27 protein-coding genes are annotated in these 24,331 nt (G+C 36.6%); 19 read left to right on the top strand and 8 right to left on the bottom strand.

The features are described from left to right. Window positions 1–252: 252 nt before the first annotated feature. Window positions 253–1,656, top strand: coding sequence for a lysine 2,3-aminomutase (gene kamA, locus K9B36_RS09990; RefSeq protein WP_223701908.1), 1,404 nt, complete (start codon window positions 253–255; stop codon window positions 1,654–1,656). A 2-nt stretch (window positions 1,657–1,658) separates the two neighbouring features. Next, window positions 1,659–1,943, top strand: a complete 285-nt coding sequence (locus K9B36_RS09985) for a YokU family protein (protein ID WP_223701907.1) — start codon at window positions 1,659–1,661, stop codon at window positions 1,941–1,943. A gap of 1,124 nt (window positions 1,944–3,067) precedes the next feature. On the opposite strand, the gene K9B36_RS09980 is transcribed toward K9B36_RS09985, so the two are convergent. Continuing rightward, complete coding sequence (locus K9B36_RS09980) at window positions 3,068–4,090, bottom strand: DUF3231 family protein (RefSeq protein WP_223701906.1); 1,023 nt, start codon at window positions 4,088–4,090, stop codon at window positions 3,068–3,070. 820 nt (window positions 4,091–4,910) lie between these two features. Beyond that, the gene (locus K9B36_RS09975; protein ID WP_223701905.1) at window positions 4,911–5,651 is read right to left on the bottom strand and encodes an NADPH-dependent F420 reductase; all 741 of its coding nucleotides are present in this window, start codon (window positions 5,649–5,651) and stop codon (window positions 4,911–4,913) included. Window positions 5,652–5,872: 221 nt separating this feature from the next. On the opposite strand from K9B36_RS09975, the gene K9B36_RS09970 reads away from it, so the two are divergent. From K9B36_RS09970 to K9B36_RS09930, 9 genes are all read left to right on the top strand, one after another. Then, window positions 5,873–6,232 (top strand): winged helix-turn-helix transcriptional regulator, encoded by a 360-nt coding sequence (locus K9B36_RS09970; RefSeq protein WP_223701904.1) that lies wholly within the window; start codon window positions 5,873–5,875, stop codon window positions 6,230–6,232. A gap of 400 nt (window positions 6,233–6,632) precedes the next feature. Further along, window positions 6,633–7,058, top strand: a complete 426-nt coding sequence (locus K9B36_RS09965; protein WP_223701903.1) for a MarR family winged helix-turn-helix transcriptional regulator — start codon at window positions 6,633–6,635, stop codon at window positions 7,056–7,058. 177 nt (window positions 7,059–7,235) lie between these two features. After that, window positions 7,236–8,579: an NtaA/DmoA family FMN-dependent monooxygenase gene (locus tag K9B36_RS09960; RefSeq protein WP_223701902.1), complete on the top strand. Its 1,344-nt coding sequence runs from the start codon at window positions 7,236–7,238 to the stop codon at window positions 8,577–8,579. Between the two features lie 17 nt (window positions 8,580–8,596). Continuing rightward, window positions 8,597–9,337, top strand: coding sequence for an oxygen-insensitive NADPH nitroreductase (gene nfsA / locus K9B36_RS09955; RefSeq protein WP_223701901.1), 741 nt, complete (start codon window positions 8,597–8,599; stop codon window positions 9,335–9,337). 37 nt (window positions 9,338–9,374) lie between these two features. After that, window positions 9,375–10,799 (top strand): DHA2 family efflux MFS transporter permease subunit, encoded by a 1,425-nt coding sequence (locus K9B36_RS09950; protein ID WP_223701900.1) that lies wholly within the window; start codon window positions 9,375–9,377, stop codon window positions 10,797–10,799. A gap of 238 nt (window positions 10,800–11,037) precedes the next feature. Continuing rightward, complete coding sequence (locus tag K9B36_RS09945; protein WP_223701899.1) at window positions 11,038–11,673, top strand: YhbD family protein; 636 nt, start codon at window positions 11,038–11,040, stop codon at window positions 11,671–11,673. Continuing rightward, complete coding sequence (locus K9B36_RS09940; protein ID WP_223701898.1) at window positions 11,674–12,330, top strand: hypothetical protein; 657 nt, start codon at window positions 11,674–11,676, stop codon at window positions 12,328–12,330. It abuts the gene before it with no gap. Window positions 12,331–12,348: 18 nt separating this feature from the next. Next, window positions 12,349–13,074 (top strand): polymer-forming cytoskeletal protein, encoded by a 726-nt coding sequence (locus tag K9B36_RS09935; protein WP_223701897.1) that lies wholly within the window; start codon window positions 12,349–12,351, stop codon window positions 13,072–13,074. A 175-nt stretch (window positions 13,075–13,249) separates the two neighbouring features. Next, window positions 13,250–13,468 (top strand): YozE family protein, encoded by a 219-nt coding sequence (locus tag K9B36_RS09930; protein WP_223701896.1) that lies wholly within the window; start codon window positions 13,250–13,252, stop codon window positions 13,466–13,468. Between the two features lie 190 nt (window positions 13,469–13,658). On the opposite strand, the gene K9B36_RS09925 is transcribed toward K9B36_RS09930, so the two are convergent. Beyond that, a complete protein-coding gene (locus tag K9B36_RS09925) occupies window positions 13,659–13,850 on the bottom strand; it encodes a DUF6440 family protein (RefSeq protein WP_263399325.1) in 192 nt (63 codons plus the stop codon). Between the two features lie 767 nt (window positions 13,851–14,617). Here K9B36_RS09925 and K9B36_RS09920 point away from each other — a divergent pair. Next, window positions 14,618–15,325, top strand: a complete 708-nt coding sequence (locus K9B36_RS09920) for a hypothetical protein (RefSeq protein ID WP_223701895.1) — start codon at window positions 14,618–14,620, stop codon at window positions 15,323–15,325. On the opposite strand, the gene K9B36_RS09915 is transcribed toward K9B36_RS09920, so the two are convergent. Next, a complete protein-coding gene (locus tag K9B36_RS09915) occupies window positions 15,314–15,472 on the bottom strand; it encodes a hypothetical protein (protein ID WP_223701894.1) in 159 nt (52 codons plus the stop codon). The two genes, K9B36_RS09920 and K9B36_RS09915, sit on opposite strands and share 12 nt — an antisense overlap. Before the next feature lie 190 nt (window positions 15,473–15,662). On the opposite strand from K9B36_RS09915, the gene K9B36_RS09910 reads away from it, so the two are divergent. Beyond that, complete coding sequence (locus K9B36_RS09910; protein WP_223701893.1) at window positions 15,663–15,836, top strand: YozD family protein; 174 nt, start codon at window positions 15,663–15,665, stop codon at window positions 15,834–15,836. Between the two features lie 110 nt (window positions 15,837–15,946). Here the strand turns inward: K9B36_RS09910 and K9B36_RS09905 are convergent, their stop codons facing one another. Then, window positions 15,947–17,092, bottom strand: coding sequence for a DUF2515 family protein (locus K9B36_RS09905; RefSeq protein WP_223701892.1), 1,146 nt, complete (start codon window positions 17,090–17,092; stop codon window positions 15,947–15,949). Window positions 17,093–17,569: 477 nt separating this feature from the next. Between K9B36_RS09905 and K9B36_RS09900 the strand changes: the two genes are divergently transcribed. Then, window positions 17,570–17,884, top strand: a complete 315-nt coding sequence (locus tag K9B36_RS09900) for a hypothetical protein (protein ID WP_223701891.1) — start codon at window positions 17,570–17,572, stop codon at window positions 17,882–17,884. 57 nt (window positions 17,885–17,941) lie between these two features. Here K9B36_RS09900 and K9B36_RS09895 read toward each other — a convergent pair whose 3' ends face one another. Next, window positions 17,942–18,085: a hypothetical protein gene (locus K9B36_RS09895; RefSeq protein ID WP_223701890.1), complete on the bottom strand. Its 144-nt coding sequence runs from the start codon at window positions 18,083–18,085 to the stop codon at window positions 17,942–17,944. A 326-nt stretch (window positions 18,086–18,411) separates the two neighbouring features. On the opposite strand from K9B36_RS09895, the gene deoD reads away from it, so the two are divergent. The 3 genes from deoD (at window position 18,412) to K9B36_RS09880 (ending at window position 20,598) form a co-directional block, all read left to right on the top strand. Beyond that, window positions 18,412–19,116, top strand: coding sequence for a purine-nucleoside phosphorylase (gene deoD, locus K9B36_RS09890; RefSeq protein ID WP_223701889.1), 705 nt, complete (start codon window positions 18,412–18,414; stop codon window positions 19,114–19,116). Between the two features lie 60 nt (window positions 19,117–19,176). Then, window positions 19,177–19,578, top strand: coding sequence for a secondary thiamine-phosphate synthase enzyme YjbQ (locus K9B36_RS09885; protein WP_223701888.1), 402 nt, complete (start codon window positions 19,177–19,179; stop codon window positions 19,576–19,578). A 162-nt stretch (window positions 19,579–19,740) separates the two neighbouring features. Further along, window positions 19,741–20,598 carry a M15 family metallopeptidase gene (locus K9B36_RS09880; RefSeq protein WP_223701887.1) on the top strand — a complete coding sequence of 286 codons (858 nt, stop codon included), beginning with the start codon at window positions 19,741–19,743 and terminating at the stop codon, window positions 20,596–20,598. A 39-nt stretch (window positions 20,599–20,637) separates the two neighbouring features. Here K9B36_RS09880 and K9B36_RS09875 read toward each other — a convergent pair whose 3' ends face one another. Beyond that, on the bottom strand, window positions 20,638–21,369 hold the full coding sequence (locus K9B36_RS09875) for a ZIP family metal transporter (RefSeq protein WP_223701886.1): 732 nt from the start codon (window positions 21,367–21,369) through the stop codon (window positions 20,638–20,640). Between the two features lie 124 nt (window positions 21,370–21,493). On the opposite strand from K9B36_RS09875, the gene K9B36_RS09870 reads away from it, so the two are divergent. Further along, complete coding sequence (locus K9B36_RS09870) at window positions 21,494–22,615, top strand: hypothetical protein (protein ID WP_223701885.1); 1,122 nt, start codon at window positions 21,494–21,496, stop codon at window positions 22,613–22,615. Window positions 22,616–22,766: 151 nt separating this feature from the next. Here K9B36_RS09870 and K9B36_RS09865 read toward each other — a convergent pair whose 3' ends face one another. Then, complete coding sequence (locus tag K9B36_RS09865) at window positions 22,767–23,264, bottom strand: Hsp20/alpha crystallin family protein (RefSeq protein WP_223701884.1); 498 nt, start codon at window positions 23,262–23,264, stop codon at window positions 22,767–22,769. Window positions 23,265–23,514: 250 nt separating this feature from the next. On the opposite strand from K9B36_RS09865, the gene K9B36_RS09860 reads away from it, so the two are divergent. Then, window positions 23,515–24,114 carry an alpha/beta hydrolase gene (locus K9B36_RS09860; RefSeq protein WP_223702066.1) on the top strand — a complete coding sequence of 200 codons (600 nt, stop codon included), beginning with the start codon at window positions 23,515–23,517 and terminating at the stop codon, window positions 24,112–24,114. Window positions 24,115–24,331 lie beyond the last annotated feature (217 nt).

Below are 24,331 nucleotides of genomic sequence, written 5' to 3'. Positions count from 1 at the left end.
GCGACCCCGCAGGCTTGCCGAGGAGGCTCCAGCACCGCCCCTTGGAACGCGTAGCCTTTTGTGGAAATCATCAGCGGCGTTTAATATAGCCTATTTTGTTAGTTCCCTAGTGCCGAAAAAAGGGCAATTCTAATATTCTTAAATGAAACAAAAAATAGCAGAATAGGCTCTCTTTACATATATAAGTAATAACTAGGCAACTTGATCAGTTGGCACAGTTATTGCAAGAGCAAGGTAAAGGGAGGAGATAACATGAGAATGGATTTATATAAACCCAAACGCCACTGGAAGGATATCAAGCTGTGGAAAGATGTGACAGAAGAGAAGTGGAATGATTGGATATGGCAATTGACCAACACTATTCGAACGTTAGAAGATTTAAAAAAGGTCATTAACTTAACACCGGAGGAAGAAGAAGGTGTAAAAATATCCACTAAAACCATTCCATTAAATATTACGCCTTATTATGCGTCCCTGATGAATCCAGATGATCATAGATGCCCTATCAGAATGCAATCTGTTCCGATTTCCAAAGAAATTTACAAAACAAAGTATGACTTAGAGGACCCCCTCTATGAAGATGAAGATTCTCCCGTACCTGGTTTAACACATCGCTACCCAGATCGTGTGCTCTTTTTAGTGACAAACCAATGTTCAATGTATTGCCGATATTGCACAAGAAGAAGATTCTCAGGGCAAATAGGAATGGGTGTCCCGAAAAAACAATTAGATGCTGCAATTGCCTATATCGCAGAAAACGATCAAGTAAGAGACTGTTTAATTTCAGGAGGAGACGGCCTGCTTATTAATGATCAAGTACTTGAATACATCTTGAAAAACCTGCGTGCGATTCCACATCTTGAGATAATAAGAATTGGTACCCGGGCTCCTGTCGTGTTTCCACAAAGAATTACTGAGAATTTGTGTAAAATCTTAAAGAAGTATCATCCGGTTTGGTTAAACACTCATTTTAATACTTCGATAGAAATTACCGAGGAATCAAAGCTTGCCTGTGAAATGCTTGTTAACGCTGGAGTTCCAGTCGGGAACCAGGCAGTTATTTTGGCAGGAATAAATGATAGCGTTCCAATTATGAAAAAGCTGATGCATGACCTTGTTAAAATTAGAGTCAGACCATATTATATCTACCAGTGTGACCTTTCAGAAGGAATAGGACATTTCCGTGCTCCTGTTTCCAAAGGGTTAGAAATTATTGAAGGCTTAAGAGGTCATACTTCTGGGTACGCCGTTCCGACCTTCGTTTGCGATGCTCCTGGTGGGGGAGGGAAAATTGCTTTGCAGCCGAATTATCTCATTTCTCAGAGTCCTGAAAAAGTAGTATTGAGGAATTTTGAGGGGGTAATCACCACATACCCAGAACCGGAGAATTATGTACCTGGTCGAGCGGATGATTATTTTAAAGAAGTATATGGAAATGTAGATAAAATGAAATCAGTTGCAGGAATAGCAGGGTTAATGAATGATGAGCAGTTTAACCTCGTTCCCGAAGGAATTAACCGACTCAAACGGAGACAAGAATATAGTAAAAACCCAGACCACTCTTCATTAAAGGATAAGCGTGAAAAGCGGGATGAACTGAAACAAAAGAAATTTGAAGCTGAGCAAAAGAAAACGCAAAAAGCGAAGGAGGAATAAGAATGCCAGTCTGTGAATGGTGTAACTCTTCCGAAGCTCTAGAAGCATACAACACAGTGTATTGGGAATTGCCTGATGGTTCAAGAGCTATGACTCTAACAAATACCCCTTGTATTCAGTGTATAGAGTGTAAGATGACCTATCAGACCGAAAAGGTAATTGAGGAAATAGAAGAACATCTCCTCCTGATCGACACTAGGAAACTTCCAGATGTTTTAGACTATGCAGAGTTCAAAGCTACACCGAGGTGGCTTAAGTATAATTATTTTAACTTTACTAATAAATAAAAAGTGAAAAGAGCGATGAGTAGTTCAAGTTTGGAGTACAAAAAATTTTGTATTCTTGATTGAACTACTTTTTCTTTTTAAATAACAACTTAAAAACAAAAGAAACAGGACGCCATGACGGGAATTTTTAGTTTTAAGTATTGTTACTGACTATTACTGACTAATTGCAATAAGAATCGTCAAATTTAGTAAATATTATGAAAAATGTACTTAAAGTAACGCGCAGTATTCTGGAGAATCGAGAACTATTCCTTATTCAGCAATCGGGCCAGATAATGGAATAAGCTATGCGCTTTATATGGATAGTCAAATTTATGGTGAAGATTCGTTGAATTCTCCAAGTTCTTCAGGTAATTGGAGGTTGATTACTATACTTTTGGCTATCAATTCGGTAAAAAACTCTATGAAGTCAGGGAGGAAGCCGTACTTTGGTCTGATTATCCTGCCCATAAAAATTATTTGATCCAACTTTTTGTTTTATAATCCAACTTTTCAGTTTATCGTCCAACTTTTAAATTTATGAGCCACTTTTTTATTTTATCGTCCATTTGAAGCAATATAAAGGCCATTCGACACATATCGACACACAAAAAACTTATTCAACAATCGGACGCGATTGAGGAGTAACAACATAACGAAATGATCAAACTTTTTTATAAAAAAACTAAAATCAGACCAAACTAAAACCCACGCATTTTGATCAATCCATTTTCAAAATACTTTGGTTTCTTTTATAATAAAAATCAAGTTTGCAGCATCCTATTGATCAAACTTTATTTCAAAGCTACAGCAGCCACTGTACAGTCGCTCACGAGGAGAATCCTTGAATTAGAGGAGATGTAAATAATCATCCATTCGATTGGAAAAGTATGTTAAAAATGTATTGTGTTAATTAGCTGTATTTTTGTACTTCGAAAGTTTTATACTATATTAATAATTTTTAATACAAGATGATGTTAAAAGATTGGATTATTTTGGCGAAGAAAGTAAAGTCCAATGGTAAACAAATAATCCGAGAAAATCTATCAGAGTTAAATAGAACCAATCTCAGGAGCTGTAATATTCGCTCTATGAGGCGTCTTCTCACGTTTGTTTTGATTGACCATTTCTTTACTTCCGATTTATTAAAATCCCTTATTTTTCTTTGCTATTTCATCACGGTCAAGTGCCCGTGGTGGCTCTTCTAACCACCCATATTTAATCATTATTTTAGCCCCATCATCTGCATATTTTAAGATTTCTCCTATAAGTCTGCTGTACATGATTCCAATATCTCTTCTAGGACTCATTGATATACTAGCTCCGTAAAAACCAACACTCATTGCAGTTAAGGCTGTACAATAAAACATCATCTTTCTGTCAGAAAATGTGTATGTGGTTGAATCTGTAACTTCTGTATCCCATCTCATAGGACTAGGAAGGTCATTTTCGTTTAAATAAGACCCAAATATCTCGCAATGCTTTTGTGCAATTTTTTTACCTCTTAAAATAAATTCAGTTACATCATCGTTATCTGCAACCTGACTATACCCAATCATAGCGGCGGACCCTAGTGCATTTCTTTGGAAATTAGTGTAAAGGTTCGTGATTTCAGTTCCAGTTAATGGTCTTTTTTCTCCAAAGTACCCTGCAAGAAAGCTTTTCTTCTCCACAAAATCGAAGTTTTCAGGGATAGGAAGATATGGTGACTTGATATATAGTCCCTTTGATAACAATAGATCGTTGGATTTCTTAATAATATCATCTGACTCACGCAAACAGTCACTAAAAAAAGTATAAACATCTTCTCTCACAGCAACAGGTAATGCCATACTATATGCGTTCAACCCGATTTTTCCTAATTGGTTAATAGCAAGCAATGAATAAACATCAGAAAATAATTTAGGAGAGGTAACTTGAACATCTTCGTCTAATTTGAAACCGTGTGGAACAGGGTAACCTTCTTTATGCAATAGTTCTGTTACTTTTTTGATATGTGATTTTGATATAGCTAAAGCATGTTGAATCATAGGTTTTATTTGTTCATCTTCAGCATTATGCAATTCGTGTTCTAAATGACAAATATTCCCGCTATCATTCAGGTAAGTATTCCATAGATGAGTTATCTCTGCTGAAGTCAATCGAATTATTTTTCCATCAATCTTCATTCCCTTTATCCTCCAATATAGAATTTAAGTTTATGTGAATAACTTACCCTAAATTAAATAAAATATGAGTTGTATTAGAAGAAAATGGAGGAAAAATAAAGTTAGACAAAAGATAAATTGTAGCCTCTCTGTGAAGTGACGTACTTAAAGCTAATATTACTTAGTAAAGTTCGTGAACATTGTTTAATGTCAATTCCATGGAAGTCCTGTATTCTATAAAATTTGCTTTCTAGTTATCTAAGTTCATCCTGCAAAATATCCAGCGATACCACAAGTTTGGTCAGCAAGAATTCTTAGTCGTAGCTACATCAAAAAAGCAATGACCCATGTTGTTAAAGGAACTCAAAAAAAAATCAAAAACCATTGACGTCTACGGTGAGTTATCTTAAATCAGTATTCCCGTATTAATTATTAATTGCGGAACTGAAGGTTCTCTCTTAAAAGATATTGAGATGAAAAGTATAAGATATATCTTCAAAAAAATGTAGAAGTTGTTGAATCAGTAGATTCAAGACATGAACTTTGGGAGACTAAAAATGATAAATTCCTTCATATAACTAAAGAGTTCTTAAGAAAGCTGGATAGTTCTCATTGAACTAAACCAGAAAAAAACTCATTGGTTCTTACATTAAAGGGCGCGATCTTGGAACAAGGATCAGCGCTCATTTTTATTCTATGGCCGGATTGTGGAGGAACTCTCTTATTACATAGTAGACGAATACTGCGCAATAACAACCTCTGTTACACTAAAGGTTTAAATCGGATTGGAAGCACTTTTATATGGCTATACAAAAAGGCTAACTGAGTGCACCTTTTGTTTTTATGAATTGTATATTTCTCTGTTTATGTTAACAATATCCTTATGTGAAAATGCCTTTTTTTCTGCAAAGAGCTCTTCAAACCTTTCCATAACCTTATCTCGTAGTATTGGAGCTTTTTCTTTATTTGCCTTTTTCAACGCTTTCGTAAGTTCGTCTTTCGTTAGCTCTGTGCAGTAAGCGGGAGTTCCTGGCTGTTGTCTCCAAGAATCACTTAAAGAACCACTGTCTACTGCGTCGAAGCCTAGCTCGTTTACCACGCCCATGATTACTTGTTTTTGTGATAGATTATCACCGGCAACTGTCATGGCAATTCGTCCACTAGAATCTTCGGATGTTCCTTCATTTTCTAAAGTATAGGCTAATAAATTGTTAAAAGCTTTAATGATAGGTCTGTCTAATTGATTTGAAACCCAAACACTTTCAACCATCCCGTTTTCGATTTCTTCAATTTTACCGTCTCTAAAAGGATAATAATTTGAAGTATCTACAATGATTACTTCTTCCCCGACTTGATTGATAATGTTCCGAATGCTTGGCAGCACTTTAGCGGGAAGAGATATGATAAGAACTTCAATATTTTTAATTGCATCCTCTACATGCACAGGTGTTCCAGCAAGCTTTTTTCCTTCTAAACGTTCAATCCCTCGTGCATCTGCGATTTTGACATCATGTCCATTCTTAACTAATTTTTTCGAAATAATTGATCCAATTGGTCCAGCACCTATAATTCCAAATCTCATGATTGTTCCTCCAAAAGTATTTGTATATAAAAGAATTATTTAGCTAAAGTTACACAAACATATGTTTATCAAACAGTAAACATATATAAGATAATATAAATGTATTGAGTATTTATGTTACATATACTAGAATATAATCATTTCTCATCTTTTTGAAGTAGGCAATAAAAATTGACGTAGTACATTTTCATGTACTTAACAGTAGAAAGTAGGTGAAGAAGGTGTCTAGGATATGTAAGGATGGATTTGATAAAGAGTGTATAAAGGAACAAAGAGAATTTTATGGCATTGCATATACCCAAAATATCCTCTCCGGACGTTGGAAATATGTAATTCTATGGTATTTAAAGACCAAAGAGCGCCGCTATAGTGAAATTAAAGCCTTTTTATGGGATATTTCACAAGGGTCTCTTACAAAGCAACTTCGAGAACTGGAAACAGATGGTTTAATTAATCGCAAAGTTTTTCCAGAGGTTCCTCCTCGTGTAGAGTATTCACTAACCTCAAAAGGGGAAGAATTAATCCCTATTATTGATTTGATGGAAGAGTACGGGAAGAAGTTTGGAGAGCAGGCAGACTGACCAAAGCTCACACATTCATTGTTTACAATTTATCGCTAATTCACAACAAAATGGTTTAAGGTCGGGGCTGTCATTGTGGCAGCTTTTTTATAATGACCAAGCTATTAGGTACAAAAAAATGTACTATGGCAATTTTTATTGCCCTCTTTTAAAAATTGAGAATTGGTTTTATTCTAGAGTCTGTAACAAAATTGCTCCATACATCAAGTTGGTAGGCAAAACGTGTAATATACAGAATCCGGACATATCAGTGTTTAACAGATGATGTAAATGCATGGACCCATCCTTTTGTCGTCCGTTCTAGATAATTTCAGCCTGTCTCTTAAGTTAGATGGACAGCTAATTTTTAACTGTGATATAGTTAGCTTGCTAAGTAAAATTCAGTAGTGGAGGCATACCTATGAACGATAACGTCGGATGCGATATTCGTGAGACATTAGATAAAGTATCATCTAAAATGCGCAGAGACTATAACGAAAATTTAAGAGAACTTAATCTTCATGTAGGTCAGGACAGATTACTCGCTCGTTTGTGGTTAGGTGATGGAATAACACAAATGCAACTATGTGAACATTTAAAATGCGAACCGCCTACGGTAACAAATATGGTTAAATCGCTGGAGTTAAATGGATTCATATATCGAAAACGTGATGAACAAGATGCAAGGGTAATGCGAATTTATCTAACGGACAAGGGCAAAAACATAGAGGAACCAGTTGATCTCAAATGGAAACAGCAGCAAGCAAAATTACTCCATTCAATATCACCGGAAGAACTCTTAATCTTAAGGGATCTTATGAAGCGTATGGAGAGAAACTTGTTCTAAGTTTTCTCTACGTTGATAGTTAGCAAGCTAAATATAAATAGTTTCTATATCCTAAAAAGGTTATAAAGTCAACTGAATTAGTTAGCAAGCTAACTACTTTCTGACTTCAAATCTACTGTAATATACTACGGCTCATTTGTTACTTGGAGTTGTTTTAAAATAAAGGAGAAGAGATACATGGAAAAAAGAAAAGAGATGCAACTAGCATTACAAATGGTTTCTGGATATGGAGCTGAATTCAGCGCTTGGAGAATGCCGGGTACAGATCCAGCAGCCTACACAAATATGGATAGGTATGTGGAGGGGGCTAAAGTGGCTGAAAAAGGAAAATTTCAAATGATCTTTATCGCGGATACTCCTGCGTTAACGGTTGATTTGGGTCCTCATACTCCTAGTTTTCCTATGGATCCTATGTTAGCACTAATGGCTGTAGCTAGAGAAACGAAACATATTGGTCTTGTTGCTACACTATCAACGACTTTTAATTATCCATACAACATAGCACGTCAATTCAAAGCACTCGATGTTATAAGTAATGGACGAGTAGGATGGAATGCTGTCACCACATCCGAGCCATTAGCGGCAGCAAATTTTGGTACTAAAGTTGCCAGTCGAAAAGAACGTTATGACATGGCACATGAATTCATCCAAATTGTTCAAGCATTATGGGGGAGTTGGGAACATGATGCGTGGACGTTAGATGCAGAAGGAGGAAAATTTGGCGACATGGACAAAATTCAGCCTATCAATCTTGAAGGGCAATATTATGCATCTCGTGGTCCTTTGCCTATCCCGCCCTCTGAGCAAGGCCAGCCAGTTATTTTCCAAGCAGGTGGAGGAGAAGAAGGACTGGAATTGGCGGGGAGGTACGCTTCTGGGGTTTACGCTAATCCTTATGACATTAAGTCTGCTAGTGAACATAGGCAAGCAATTCGACAAAGTGCAGCTCGTTTTGGCAGAAATCCGGATGACATCAAGATGTATGCAGGTTTTATGTTTTCCATAGGTTCAACTGAAGAAGAAGGTTTAGAACGTCGAAGACAACTTATGAGTTTTAATTCTGAAGAGATTCCAAGTCGGGTAAGTTACCTTGGTTCAATGGTTGGTTTACCACTATCGGTGAATTCGTTAGATATTGATCAACCTTTAGCAACTGACATGTTGAAAAAAGCATACGCCAACCCTATGGATCCACGTTCCCACAGAGCTTTAGAACTGCTGCAAAATGGTCTATCCATTCGAGATGTTCTTGCGCATGGTGTCATTAACTACCATCCAGTCGTGGCAGGTACCCCAGTACAAGTTGCTGATTTCTTGGAAGAATGGTTTTTGGCTGGTGCATGTGACGGCTTCTCGGTTGTTCCGGATATAGCCTATGATGGAGTTGCTGATTTTGTGGAACATGTTGTCCCAATTTTGAAGGACCGTGGTTTGTTTCACAAGGATTATGAAGGAAAAACACTACGTGAGAATATGGGAGTTCCTTATCAATACGGTAGACTGAAAGATAACAATAAATAATAGAGGAGAGGATTCAAATGAATAAAACTCTTGAATTGCTTCAAGATCATACATCCATTCGTTCTTTTACAAATCAACCACTGACAGAGGAACAAAGGGATGCAATTTTTAAGGCAGCTAATCAAACGTCATCTTTCAGCCTTCTGCAGGTGGTTTCTATTATTAGGATTACAGACCGAAATCTTCGAAAAAAAGTGATGCAACTCTCTGTAAATCAACCGTATATCGAAGAAGCAGCAGAGTTTTGGATTTTTTGTGCAGATTTTAATCGAAATCATGAAATTGCTCCCAACGTAGACCTTGTCTATATTGAATACTTATTAATAGGTACTTTCGATGCTGGGCTCATGGCTCAAAATGCTTTAACTGCAGCAGAATCAATGGGACTCGGTGGTGTCTTTATCGGCGGAGTAAGGGCTAATATTTCAGAATTAAGCGAGGTATTAAATTTACCAAAGTATGTGATTCCTTTAGTGGGGCTATGTATAGGACATCCTGCTGGAGAGAAGCCTGAACTAAAACCACGTTTGCCTCAATCGATGGTCATGTTTGATAATCAATATCAACCTTTAAATGAAGAAAAATTAGCAACTTATGACCAACAGATGCGTGAATATTACCAAAATCGACCTGTTAAAGCTCCTTTCACAGTAAAGAAAGTAAAGGGCTGGAAAGATCATATTGAGGATCATCTTGAAAGAAGCAAGTTGCCCTTCATGCTCGAGTATTTAAACAAACAAGGATTTGCTAAAAAATAAATTGTTATTAATTTAATGAATTTACAAGGAGATAAAAATGAAGAATCAATACAATACGCGTGCCATTATGGCAGCACTACTTATGTGCGGTTTCGTCGGTATGTTCAGCGAAACTGCTCTCAATATTGCAATGACTAACTTAATGGAAGTGTTCCAAATTTCGGCCACAACCGCACATTGGTTAACAACTGGGTTCTTACTAACACTCGGCATTTTAATGCCAATGAGCGGGTTACTGTTGCAAATGTTTACGACGAGGCAGCTGTTCGTAGCTTCTCTCATCAGTTTAATTTTAGGTACATTGATTGCAGCGCTCGCGTTTAGTTTTGAAATGTTAATGATTGGCCGAGTTTTACAGGCCGTTGGCATGGGCTTGTTGCTTCCACTCATGTTTAATACTGTTCTTGTCATCTATCCGCCTGAAAAGCGGGGGGCTGCCATGGGATTTGTTGGGCTTGTTATCATGTTCGCTCCAGCAACCGGACCGACCATAGGTGGTCTATTAATCCAATATGTAACATGGCATTACATCTTCTGGTTATCGCTGCCACTTTTAGTTTTAGGGTTGTTAATAGGTCTAAAGTACTTGGAAAACGTTACGGATGTCACTAAGCCTAGAATCGATCTGCTATCTGTTTTATTGTCAACAATCGGTTTCGGAGGAGTTGTCTATGGCTTCAGTAAGGCGGGCGAAGGAGTTGAAGGTTGGAGCGGCATGATTGTTATCGTCGTTGGACTTATCTCTCTGGTATTGTTCATACTAAGGCAGAACTTTATGCACGAACCCATGTTAAATCTGAGGGTTTTCAAGTATCCGATGTATGTTATTGGGATGCTTCTAGTACTGTCTTGTATGATGATTATTATGTCAAGCATGATTATTCTGCCGATGTTTCTGCAAACTGGTGCAGGATTATCTGTTTTCATCGCCGGCCTCATGCTTTTACCGGGCAGCGCGTTGAACGGTATCCTATCACCACTAGTGGGGCGTTTATTTGATAAGTATGGACCGAAATGGCTCGTTACTCCCGGCCTCATTCTCGTTACAGTGATGTTATGGTTCTTTACAACCCTATCCCCGGTTTCTTCAGTAGCCTTTATCGTTGCTTTGCATATAGGCCTCATGGTGGGAGTAGCTATGGTTTGGATGCCTGCTCAAACGAACGGACTAAATCAATTACCGCCGGAATTATACCCGCATGGTACGGCAGTCTTAAACACACTGCAGCAGGTTGCAGGCGCGATTGGTATAGCGATCGCAATCAGTATCCTTACTGGTAGGACGGAGAAATACTTGCATAGCTCCTCCGATCCTACTCAGCTGACCGAAATAGCAAACGCGATTACGGCAGGATCACAAAGTGTGTTTTGGTTCACGATGCTCATTGCATTGATTGGCTTGATCTTAGCATTCTTTATTCGCCGGGTAGTCAACCACGAGGAGAGGTATTCAGCGCATTGATGCTATTATAAATAACAACAGGGTCTCTTAGAAAATTAATATATAAGTTGACCCTGTGTATTTATCTTTTCCAGGTGTTTTTCTTGTTATATACCCGATAAATAGAGGTTGTTTAACCTTGGTGTTAAAATAATGTTCCTGTTTATCAATTAGTAGTAATTTAATAGTAGTAAAAAGTAAAAGGATAGCTTTACAACGTAACAGTGTTATGTTACGTTGGGTTTAAGGAGTGAGTTTAATGGATGAAATATTAATCTCGAAGAAAGATTTATTAGAGCAAACGGGCATTACATACGGACAGCTCTATCGTTGGAAAAGAAAAAAGTTAATACCGGACGATTGGTTTATTAGAAAATCAACATTTACAGGGCAAGAAACATTTTTTCCAAGAAATAAGATGATTGAAAGAATTAATAGAATTAAAGAATTGAAGGATACTTTATCATTAGACCAATTAGCACATGCTTTATCTCCAAAGAAGAAGGACCTAAACATAACTAAGAAAAACTTTATAGAGCGAAACATTGTTTCGTCCGGTGCTATCTCAATCTTTGAAAAGCAATTTGGTGAACTTGATACGATTACCTTTAGAACTTCGCTATATATTTATCTTTTAGATAAATCTTTGGAGACTGGAGAAGTTGGATGGGAAGAAGGAATGCAAATTATTCAAACACTACATGACCACTTTCCTAAGCTAGAGGAAAAGCGTACATCTTTAATTGTATTAAGAAAAATGGGTGTTGTAACAGTGTTGCTTGTTGCAAATTCCGATGACTTATATGTTGATGAAAAAACTAAAATGGCTGTATCACTGAACATTGAAACAGAAATGGATAAACTAATGAATTCCTTAGTAACAGGGGGTTTTTAAATGTCAAAGGAAAAAAGTAAAAATTTAAAAGTAATAGGAGAAGGAAGCTATCCTGGTGGAGATTACGAAAAAATTAAAGTTATTGGAAAAGGGGAAATTTCTGATGATGTTTGGTCCAAAGAAACAAAGATTATTGGGGATTACCATATAAAAGGAAATGCTCAAATGGGTCAAGTGCATGTAACAGGTGCTTTGAGTGTAGATGGAGAGTTAATTTGTAATCGAATAAAAGTGATAGGTGAGCTTAATGTTAGTAAGTCGATGAAAACAAATATGCTTGATATGAGAGGGTTTCTAAACGGGGCTGGAGATGTGGAGCTAGAAATAATGAATCTTAAAGGGGGATTAAATATTCCTGGGTTGTTTAATGTAGGTGATTTACAGGTTAACTTACTGGTTGCTCCTAGCAAGGTAAGAGAAATTGGTGGAGAGAAGATAATTATTAAAAGTAGAAGCTTCTTGAAGCAATCCTACACTTTAGAAGCAGAGGTAATTGAAGGAGATAACATTTATCTAGAACATACCACAGCAAAGATTGTAAGAGGTAATGATATTACAATAGGTCCATGTTGCTACATCGAAAAAGTAGAATATAGATCTACCTTTACAAACAAAGAAAAGAATTCAAAAAACATTATTAAAGTTAATCGAATTTAATATAAGGGGGATTTTATTATGGTTCAAGAATCAAAAGGAGATTTAATTTTATCTGGGCACAGTGAAACAGGTGGTGGCTCCTACGTTCAGGTTGAAATTAATGGCCATGGAGTAATTCATGGTGATATAGAATGTAAGAATTTTGAGTGTAATGGATCGGCAAAAATAAATGGTGATATTATGTCGGAGAATGCAGTTATCAATGGAAGTACAAAAGTACATGGAAATTTATCTTCTGACGAAGTGGAGGTGCATGGGGATTTAGTGGTAGACGAAAATGCATTTTTTCGAAAAATAGAAATAAAGGGACAAACACGAGTGAAGCAATCTATAAAGGGCGACACCCTTCTCCTCGAAGGAATTATTAAGGTATCTGGAGATTGTGAAGTGGAGAAAGCAAATCTAAATGGAGCTTTTACCATTGATGGATTGTTAAATGCAGATCACGTTGAAATAACGTTACATGGAAAATCATCCGTAAAAGAAATCGGAGGAGAGGTAATTACTGTAAGAAGAAATCGGCAGCCAATTCTACATTTAGATAAGTTGATTAAAACGCTGAGCAAAGATTTAACTGCAAACATCATTGAAGGAGATGTAGTTAAACTAGAATATACAAAGGCTAAAGTTGTTCGTGGAAATACAGTAGAAGTTGGTCCTGGATGTGAAATTGAATTGATTGAGTATAACAGTGATCTAAAAATATCAGAAAAAGCTGTTGTAGGAAAATCTGAGAAACTTTAAAAAATTGGTGAGATTAGGTAGATTCTAGGATAATCTTCTTTTAAGTACCCTAAGCAGCAAGGCACGTTGAATTAGACTATCTAAAAGATCAGAATACACCTTCGTTCTTAACATTATTCCTTTTTTCATGTAAAATGGGAAAATAAAATAGTTGTTTGAATAGGTGTGTGTAGTCATGAGAAAGTCTTTTTATCATTATTTGTTGAAATATCGTCATGCATTGAAGAAAAGTGATATAAGTATATTTTCCAATCATGCATACGATGACCATAGCTTTCCGAAGAATTCATGTGATTATCATGAAATAAGTAGCTATCTTGAATTGAATGGTCAATATCTTTCCAGCATGTCCACTTTTGATGAGGCATGGGAGCTTTACCGAGAGGATGTTTAGAGGTTTTGGTAGAAGCGGGGCGCAAAGATTGTGAACCTCTCCTTTTTTCAGGTTTGTGATTCAGCTTATTCTAAGGCACTTATAAAGATAGGATATTGGGAGGTAGAAAAGAGAACTTCTAATTTTAGAAGTTCTTTTTTTACGTTAATGACTTCATTGTCAGTGTAGTGGAATAATCTTTGAAGCAAGGTCACCTATCCACAATAACCTTTCCATCTTCATCTAGTAAAGGAGTGATACCACTACCTGAACCAACCCATGACTGAATATAATTCACACCGGTTTTACTGTCTACGAGAATGGTTATTTTCCCTAGTAAAGGTATATTCTCTTCCATTTTTATATAAAAACGGTTGTCTTCCTCTTTTTTTCTTCCAAACATAAAAACCCTCCCTTTAAGTGAAATTATAATAAATTCTAGAACCTATTTATAATTCTATCATTTGAACCAAATCAATACATTATCGTGAATCAGATAACCCAATTTTACCATAAATTTTCTGTATTTTTCACCAAGCTTCCTTACAAATTAAAGTCTTCCTATCTCAGCTGTTGATACTTTCCACTACTTAAAACCAAGTTATATAATTGTCTCAATATTTAATTGCCACCCTGTTAAAACGTTTTATTCATCTTTTAAGACAGTGGTGGTAATTGCGATTTTAAGTTGTGATAAAGCTCGCTTATACGAACCTAACCTTCAGATTTGGACTGACGACAAACATCAGAAGCATCAAGTCCCATTAAGTGCAGTTGTGAGAGGCTCCCGAACCGCCCATAGAAAAGCCATCACCTAGAACGGAAAGCTACAGGGAGTTTGACGGCAGGTTCTTTATTTTAGACTCTGTTAAAGTTGTGTGTAGATAATAACGCTATTCCAGCGATGATTGGAGCAAAAGGCGGAGACTACAACGGAGAGAAAGCGATAGACTGGAGACCCCGCAGGCGTGCAGCCGAGGAGGCTTCAGCATCGCCCCGTGGACGCGTAGCATTTTGTGGAAATCAATAGCGGAGTTTAACGAGTCCCCCTTGGCGCATCTTCAAAAAACACCAATAAAGCTTTTTCCAATTTCATTTTAGCGATTCTTATACTACTTGCATACAATACAGTACTAACAAAAAACACTGGTTTAATTGGAGAGAATCGATATGGGAAAGAAAAGGAAACCGAACAAACCAAAATATCAAATCGGTGATATTGTTGTAATCACAATCTATGGAACTGTCGGAAAAGTCACAGATCTGAAATTAATAGATGGGACTTTCGTTTATGAAGTTAATTCAAGTGAGGGGCTTTATCAAGAAGAAACGTTGGCATTTGTCTCTGAATATGAAGGAAAAGTTCTAGTGACAGAACGATTGGATATCGAATACCTTTATTTTATAGGAGACATTGTCCAAGTAATCGGATATGGTAAAGAACTTTTCAAAATAGTGGGATTACGAACAGAAATCTGGCGCTATAAAGAAGACTCTTGGGAAGATATCATCTATGAATTAACCAGACTCTCAGATGGGGAATGGTTAGAGGCAGGAGAAGAAGAGTTAACCATGATTGTACACCATGAACATGCGGAAGTTTTTATTCATAAACTGGGTCTGTCCTATATGTTCAATAAAGAAAATACAAGTTTGGAGTTGTATAACCCCATGACAGGTTCAAACAATTATTTTAAGAAAGAAGAGTTTAATAAAGAATATCAACGTATCATTGATGGATTATTAGATGTGTATAATGATTATAAAGCTCTTTATGAATTATTCGGTGATGAAGAGTACAAGAAAGTCATGAACCTAGTTGTTAAAAATCTAAAAAAGTACCTGGATAGTAAAAATCCCAAGCAATTAGAAAAGTAAAAAGGAGAATTGTAGAAGTAATAACAATACAAATGGGATTCCAATAATCGTCGCCACTTTTACAAGATTTTCACTAATTTTATCTAAAATCGGTAAAAGTACTTCTTCTTCTCCATACTTTTCTAAATTCGAAAAAAAGTCTCTCATTTCATTTCCTCCTTAGGCATGTTATGTTGTTTGTCCAATATACTTAAACCTATGTCTCATTAAGGTATTTATGACTTTTTTTATTATTTTTACAACAATACTGGTAAAATTATAGGGAGATGGATTATTATAGAATGTAAGACATATATCTAGAAAGAAGTACATAAACCTTTAAAAAAGGGGTGATATTGTGAAAGAAATCGAGGTAGTTATTGATACAGAAGAAATAGCCGAGTTCTTTTACAATGAGCTGGTAAGGCGAGGTTATGTTCCAGCGGAGAGTGAGATTGATGATCTAGCGGATATCATGTTTGAATATCTGTTAGAAAAGTGCATTATTGATGAAGAAATGGATGTAGAATAAATATTGCCATGCGCTCATTCTGCCCCTCTTGATTAAAAGGGCAAATCAGGGAGGCTGGAAAGTCAGCTTCTTCTGAGGATTATTAAAAAATGTCACATGAACGGCGGGAGCTATTCCCGCCGTTTTTCTATTTCCGGGATTAAGCTTTGCAGCTCGCTTAATCCCGAAACTTGAATAACATTATAAATATGTGGCTTTTTCATATCTGTAATCTGCTCACGGAAAGGTAAACGATAAAAGTCCAAAAAAATTCTTGAAGCAGACGGATTAAACCAATCGTCTTGCAATTTCTTCGCCGGTTTATGTTTATAAGTGGGCCAGGCATCTTCAAGATTAGGACTAAAAATTTTCTTTGTGTTTTTTGAGGCTGAAAAAACGCTAGGAAAATAATCCTCTCTTGAACCTGTGTGAATGTTGCTCTTTGCAAAAGAAAGAGCACCCTCATGGACATCTTTATTGCCAAATAGAAGCCTGTATAATTTCTTTCCGACTTTTATTCTCGAAGCTACTTCATCAAATTGCGCAATCGTGCTGCCAGTTAACTGAAGAGATTCTCCATCCACATATGGGAAGAGAATTTGAGTAAAGCCCATCATTTCTTGTAAATGGAAAGTAAGGGATTGAACTACTTTTTTCTGATAAAAAGGATTTAACATTACTTGAGTTTCTAATAAATTTTGCTCGTTAATTATGAGTGAGACAGTTAAAAATGGAGAGTTTTTGACTTTCTGTTCCATAAACAACCGCCATACTGGAAGCATAAAATCTGAAACACCTAAATGCGGAAGTAAATAGGTGTAATCTTTACTCTCTATTTTTCCTTTTTCATAAATCAATAGCTGTGGAAAAGCATCATTGAAAATTACATAATTTGCTTTTTCCAAAAAGCTAAAAAAAACCTCTAAGCGATCGTAGGAAAGAAGCTTAGATATGCTTTTACCTTTTAAATCTGTCATATTCCAACCAGCATTTCTTGATACCATATGTGCTAAATATGACCAATGCAATTCAGGGTTATTACCATACAAATTCAAATATGCTTGAGTTCGTGTAAGGTTGTTCTTGTTATGGCTGATGGTCTTGTTGCTTATGTCCAAAAGAATCTCTTTTTCTTTATGGGAAAGACTTACCTTGTGAGTGGGACTTAACCAGCTTCGCAGCAAGTAATCTGCATCGTTTGAGGAAAGAACTTTGATTTGCTCTTGGTGTTTTTCTTCCGTTTTAGAATATTTTGAACCAAACCAATTAAAAAACATACCACCACCTCACTTAAGTGTATTAAAATAGAAAGAAAAGATGTTAGTGGTAGAAGAAGTTATTTTTTTAAAGTTCAGGGCTTTCTGTTCTTTCTTGCCACGCTATTTATAACATGGATTTTTCATCACCGCTGTTGATTTACGCTAAAGGCTACGCTTTTTGCGGGGCGGTGCTGGAGCCTCCTCGGCTAGCCTGCCGGGTCTCCAGCCTACCGCTACCTCCCGCAGGAGTCTACGCCTTTGCTCCAATCATCAGCTAGAGAAGCACGTTTAACTACACTCATCTTTAACAGCACTTATCAAATAAATTCTGAATTTTATAATAAATAGAGGTAAAGCTACTTATTTATAAAGGTTAGAAGTGAATTTTTTCGCCTGAATTTTCTATTCGACAAAACTTTCTAAAATCTGATGAAGGAATCGACACAGTAAATTTCTAATTAATAAGGTATAGATATGGTTAAGGGGTGAAAGAGGATGTTGGCAATTAAAAGGATGATGAAAATTGGTTCAGGAGATTACGATGTCACCATCATGCAAACACCGAATTATGGAGAGTCAAAAGGATATGCTCCAGTATTCCGTTTAACCATGGGAGCAAATAACCATGAGGAACTCATTAATAAAGTGTATAGAAAGTTTAATGTGACGGATGATATTCCACCTGAATATGCTGGAAGGTTTATCGGTACAGGGGACGTTATTATGATCGATGAAGGAACTTTTGGAATTAGTTATTACCGTTTGGAGTTTGGCGGCTGGAAAAAGATAAATAGGGTTCAAGTACGTTAATTTCATCGAAAAAAATGGGCAGTCTTTTGTACTGCCCATTTATTCTAATCCAAGCTATTAAAGATTATCTCCAGGCCCGTTCTTGCGCTTTTTAGCAGAGTGCTCTTTTTTATGTGCAATTTGTTCTGCTTCAATTGCGTCAGGGGAAATGTGGTTGTTTTTCTTTTGTCCGTTAATTCGGTTTCGATGTTTTTTACCCATTGCGTACGCCACCTTTTAAATTATATTTTTCAACTTTGTAATTTATCCTTTTTAGGGGAGCCTGGTTGAGCGGTTTTTTTCTTTGTGGTATTTGTAGCATTAGCATGTTCCACCGCTTGACGAAGTTTCTTTTTCACTTGTGATTTCTCCTTTCTGTAAACCAAATTGATTCCCTATTAGGTTTTGCTGAAAATCCAAAAGCATTCAAGGATTTTCAGGTGTTCTTTTGAATCACGGGAAAGATATGGTATAGTATTGTTTGTTACAAAAAGGCTTTTACCATAAAGTTCAGCCTAAAAAAAGCAGGTACTATAGGAGGTAACACAATGAGTGTACATATCGGAGCAAAACAAGGTGAAATAGCTGAAACGATACTTCTTCCAGGAGATCCGCTGCGTGCAAAATACATTGCGGAAACTTTTTTGGAGGATGCCGTTTGTTATAATGAAGTCAGAGGCATGTTAGGTTATACAGGAACATATAAAGGTGAGCGGATTTCTGTGCAAGGGACGGGGATGGGTGTTCCGTCGATATCAATATATATTAATGAACTGATGAACGAATATAATGTTCAAAACTTAATCCGTGTTGGGACTTGTGGAGCTATACAAAAGGATGTAAAAGTCCGTGATGTTATTTTAGCAATGAGCGCTTCAACAGATTCACAAATGAACCGTTTAACATTTGGTGGGGTAGATTATGCTCCAACTGCTAACTTTGAACTATTAAAGAAAGCATATGATGTAGGGGTTGAAAAAGGATTAAACCTTAAAGTCGGAAACGTTTTTACAGCGGATATGTTTTATAATGAAAACGGCGAGCTGGAAAAATGGGCAAAATACGGCATCCTAGCTATCGAAATGGAATCCGCAGCGCTTTATACTTTAGCAGCCAAGTACGGAAGAAAGGCTTTATCCGTATTAACTGTCAGCGATCACATTTTGACTGGTGAAGAAACAACTTCTGAAGAACGCCAAACAACCTTCAGTGACATGATGGAAGTTGCCCTTGAAGCAGTTATAAAAAAATAAGTTTTTAAAAAAGCCCTTTTTATTAAAAGGGCTTTTTGTATCCAAAAGGAGTGGAGATAAGTGCTAATTTCATTAGAGTTATCAACGAACAAACAAGATGAATGGCAGGATATTACCGGATTAGTATCAGATACGATCCGAAAAGCAGATGTGGAAAATGGTATAGTTCTTGTATATTGTCCACATACAACTGCTGGTATTACCATAAATGAAAATGCCGATCCAGATGTGGTTTCGGATGTTCAAATGAGGTTTCATGAGGTATATCCATGGGAACATCCAAAATATTTGCATATGGAAGGAAACACGGCTGCTCACTTAAAAGCAATAACAGTAGGCAGTTCCCAGCAAGTGATTATCCAAAATGGAGCATTATTATTAGGTCAATGGCAAGGTATTTTCTTTTGTGAGTTTGATGGCCCTAGAAAAAGAACAGTACATGTGAAAATTATAGAGGATTAGGAAAAAAGTCACAAATTTTTAATCGTCCTGTTCAATTCTTTGAAATATTTTTACGAGAGAATAAATTAATGGTAAACTATTTAATGTATGCTTCCCTAATTGGTGAAGCATTTATTTTTGGCATCTGGTAAATTCATAAGAAAAGATTAAAGGTGATTTGACATGAAATATAAATTTGTTTTAGCTCTTATAAGCATCTCTTTGCTAAGCGGCTGCTCTAATCAGGTGAAAGATATAAACTGGAAGTTTTGGGAATCCTCTTCTTCAGATCAAATAAATGAAGAAGCAAATCAGGATCAGCCACCGGAAGAAAACTTAGAACCGGAAGAAAAGCCAACAGAAGTCAACAAACCTGACCAAGAAGAAACAGAACCAAATGAGGATGAATATCTTTTGGAAGAACCATTTTTCACGGTACTAAATAAAGAAAAAGTCATTGAAAATACGGACAATATATTATTAGTGGTAAATAAGGAACAATCCCTCCCAGCAGACTATGTGCCGGATGATTTGGTTATTCCAGATGTCAGTTTTTCATTTGATGGAGATTATGACAAAAAGTATTTAAGGGAAGAAGCCGCTCGCGCTCTTGAAGAGTTATTTGCAGCAGCAAGTGAGGAGAATATAGAATTATTTGCCGTTTCCGGTTACCGGTCTTATGAAACACAATATGGAATATATAATAGCTATTTGAAAAAATGGGGCGAAGAAAAAACCAATGCAGTATCGGCTATTCCAGGTCACAGTGAGCATCAAACTGGTTTGGCAATGGATGTTTCAAGCAGATCAGCTGCCCTTGATTTAACTGAACAATTTGGAGAAACACCGGAAGGGAAATGGCTAAATGATAATGCCGGCAAATACGGGTTTATCATTCGTTATCCTAAAGACAAGAAAGTGATAACAGGGTATGAATATGAGCCATGGCATTTAAGGTATGTGGGAAAAGAAGTGGCGACTTACATTTATGAAGAAGATTTGACCCTTGAAGAATTTTTTGACCGAGCCATTAAGCAATAACATTTAAAGGCCCTGCTTTTTTAAAACCGGCAGGGCCTTTTATATGATTCCACTAGATAGAATGTAAGAACAAAGGAGCCCAAGGGCACAAAGTAGTCCCACGATTGGTCCGCCTTCCTCAAAGGCTTCCGGCATCATAGTGGAAGCTACCATCGCAATTATTCCTCCTGCGGCAAAACCGTTAATTAAGTACATATATTCTTCACTTAATTCTTTGAAGGTGATATACCCTAAAAAGGAGCTTAAAGACGTCAGAACAAAAACGATAAACCATAAAAACATGATTTTCTTAGTACTATAGCCATCCTTTTTCAGCCCTACTGAACTTGATAGTGCTTCAGGAATATTGCTTATAAAAATGGCGATAACGATAACAGAACTTATTGAATTGTCTTTTATTAAAGAAACCCCAATAATAATCGATTCAGGAATGGAATCCATAATAGAGCCAATGAAAATAGCCATCCCGGAATGGCTATTTTTATTGCCATTGCTAAGTTTTCGTTCTTTCCCGCCTTTTTTACTAATCAAAAATTCAGCAAAAGTAAACATAAGAGCACCGATAAGAAAGCCAAAGATAACAAAACTGTAGCCTGTTTGAATATCGATATCTCCCAACAGTTCAAAGGACGCGGCACCTATCAGGACACCTGTACCGAATGCCATGATAAAGCCGGTTAGCTTCGTTGGTAAAGGAACAAAGAGACCAATTACGGCACCTAGAATTAAAGCAATTCCTGCAACAGCCCCCCAAAATATAGCTTGTACCACAACAATTCCCCTTTTCCATTCAAGAACTCTATTACTAATGTGCACGAAAAAAAACAGAACATACTTTTTTCAATTCTTGACAAAATAGATAAAGGTACTAATTTCAGTCAAAGGAGGCTTAGAGGTGAAGAGGTTTAGTATATCCGTCCATCGTTTAATGATTATCCTTCTCACATTGACGATGCTATGTCCGAATAACGTTGCTTTAGCATACGGAAAAAAACTTAATGGGGAATACAGGATTCAAACTTCCATGCATTCAGGTTATTTTACTTCTAGTGCAGCCCCTAAAAGTATTCTTAAACACATCGAAAAGGGAGAATGGGGAAATATTAACTACCCTATTCCTCCAACAGATACTTATCTTTATATGAATAATGGTTCTATATTTGCTATAGACCATCAGCTCAATATTTATGATATAAAAAGCAAAAAACTGTTAGTACAGGTTCCTGGCAAAATAAATAAGCAGCTTTCTAAAGACATGAAAAAGCTGCGAACGAATCATTATGGGGAGATTCTTTTATGGAAAGATGCCAATGAAATCCTACCAAGATACAGCAAATTCACTGTCTTGGATTTAGATTCTGGATCTTCTTTTAACGTACAAAGAAGAGCGGGCTCTTACCATGCGGATGTTCAGCCACTCACTAAAAAAGATACAGATAAAATGAAAGAAATTTACCATGGATCGTGGAGCTGGGACCGCAAAGCGATTCTAATTCTCACAGAAGATAAGAAGTTTGCTGCTTCTATGCATGGTATGCCACATGGTCAAGGGGCAATAAGAAATGGTTTTCCAGGACACTTTTGTATCCATTTTCAGGATAGCATTACTCATAAATCCAAAAAAATGGACCATGCGCATTCCATCATGATTAAAAAAGCATCTGGAGAATGGCTGGATCATACACAAAAATTAACCCCGACAGAAATTGTAGATGCAACGATTATTGCTATTCATCAGCATGACTGGTTTATTTTATCTTCCATACTCGATGATAAAAATCGTATCTTACTGGAAAAAGAAGCTCAAAAACTGGAAGAAATCCACGTCATAAAAAGGCTGTCAGATTTACCAGAAAATGAAAAATTTAATACAGAGCTATCTGTACAGCTGCCAATCGAACTTTATATCGATAAAAATACTGGTACAGTAAAAAAGGATGTACTCTTTACAATTGAGCGTCCATCAATTGAAGAACCCTGGACCATTGACCTTGAAAAATTAATAGAACAGTTTTAAATAAATTGGTTCTTTTACTAAGGTTTTGGTATCCCAGCGGAGTTAATCTTCATCTTTTGATTTCGCATTCTTCCGGGAGGCTTTGGCAGCTTCCTGTGTAGTGTGAAAACAACAAGGAATAGAATAAGTAGCTGCAAAAAAGGACATGCTTCTATTTTTTATGTTTGAGTATTTCAATAGGTATTTTAGTTAGAGGAATATTGGTTTCTTTGGGGATTTTAATCTCCACTATCCCATTTTTATAAATTGCTTTTGTTCCGTTAGATTTTACAGTACATGGCAATTTGATTGATTGTTTATTTCCATTGTGAGGAACATTTTCAATATAGCAAGTAGTAGTATCATGAGTCGTTTTCAATTCTAGGATTTTTTCCTCCGGTGAAAGTGGAAAGCGGATAATCACATCTTCATGAGTTTCGAAAACATTGGCATCAAATCCTGTTTTTTTGTGTTTCTTTTTTTTGGATTGAATTCTATTTAGCATATCAAAAGATTGTTCAAAAAAATTGGTAGAATCGAGCATTTGGTGTGGTGCAGGGATTTTGTTTTTCATTGCTTTATTCATCATCCCTTCCACATCAGTTTGCTTGAAAATATCATCTTTCATATATTCTTTAGGAAATGGAAACATTTTGCTCCATGGAAACATATAGACTCTCCTTTATTTTTAGATATTTTTTTAATAGTCATTAACGAAAATATGCAGCTTAAATAAACACAGACTTTTTGTATATTTTATTCATTCTTGCCCTCAAAGGTTAATTAAACTTACTCTCTTATGGCAGACAGTGCTGAACCTTGACTCATAAAGTAAGTTTTACTATACTGAAACTATCTCGAATTCAAGATAACAACTTTAACTATCAATGAGTAAACCGAGGGAGGAATTGGAAATGAACATGAAACATATTTATAAAAAGGGATCAGATAACGTTTTATTACTTCTTCATGGAACAGGGGGAACAGAAGAGGACCTATTACCGATAGCAAATATGATTGATTCGGAAGCCTCTATTTTAAGTGTAAGAGGAAACGTGTCTGAGAATGGCATGCCCCGATTTTTCAAAAGACTCTCAGAGGGAGTTTTTGATGAAGAAGATTTAATTTTCCGAACAGAGGAATTACAACAGTTTATCAGTGATGCTGCAAGTAACTATCAGTTTGATCGGAAAAATGTTGTGGCTGTCGGCTATTCTAATGGTGCCAATATTGCAGGGAGCCTACTATTTCATTACAAAGATAGTTTAAAAGGAGCCATCCTTTATCATCCAATGGTACCTAGACGAGGAATAACGCTACCTGATTTAAGTTCCACCCCAATATTCATTGGAGCAGGGAAAAATGACCCGATTTGTCCAGCATCAGAAACGGAAGAGTTACAACAACTACTTTCCAATGCAGGAGCTCAGGTTGAGGTCCAGTGGGAAAACCAAGGACACCAACTTACCCATGCCGAAGTAGCAGCATCAAAAAAATGGTACGAGCTATTTCATAAATAATCCCAAGGAAGGAGTGACTAAGATATGGTCATTCCTTTTTATCTAGGCTGTGTTAAAGTTGTGTGTAGATAATAACGCTATTCCAGCGATGATTGTAGCAAAATGCGGACATTCAAACGGGGAGATAGCGATAATCTGGGAGATCCGCCAAGCACATTAACCCTATATCAAGAAAGAAAGATAATGCAAACCATTTCGTATTATCCGCCAGTTATTA

Origin of the sequence: Sutcliffiella deserti, from assembly GCF_020037475.1 — a bacterium.
Lineage (GTDB): Bacteria > Bacillota > Bacilli > Bacillales > Bacillaceae_I > Sutcliffiella_A > Sutcliffiella_A deserti.
Note: the sequence above shows the minus strand (reverse complement) of the source record. Positions and strands in the feature narration are given on the sequence as shown.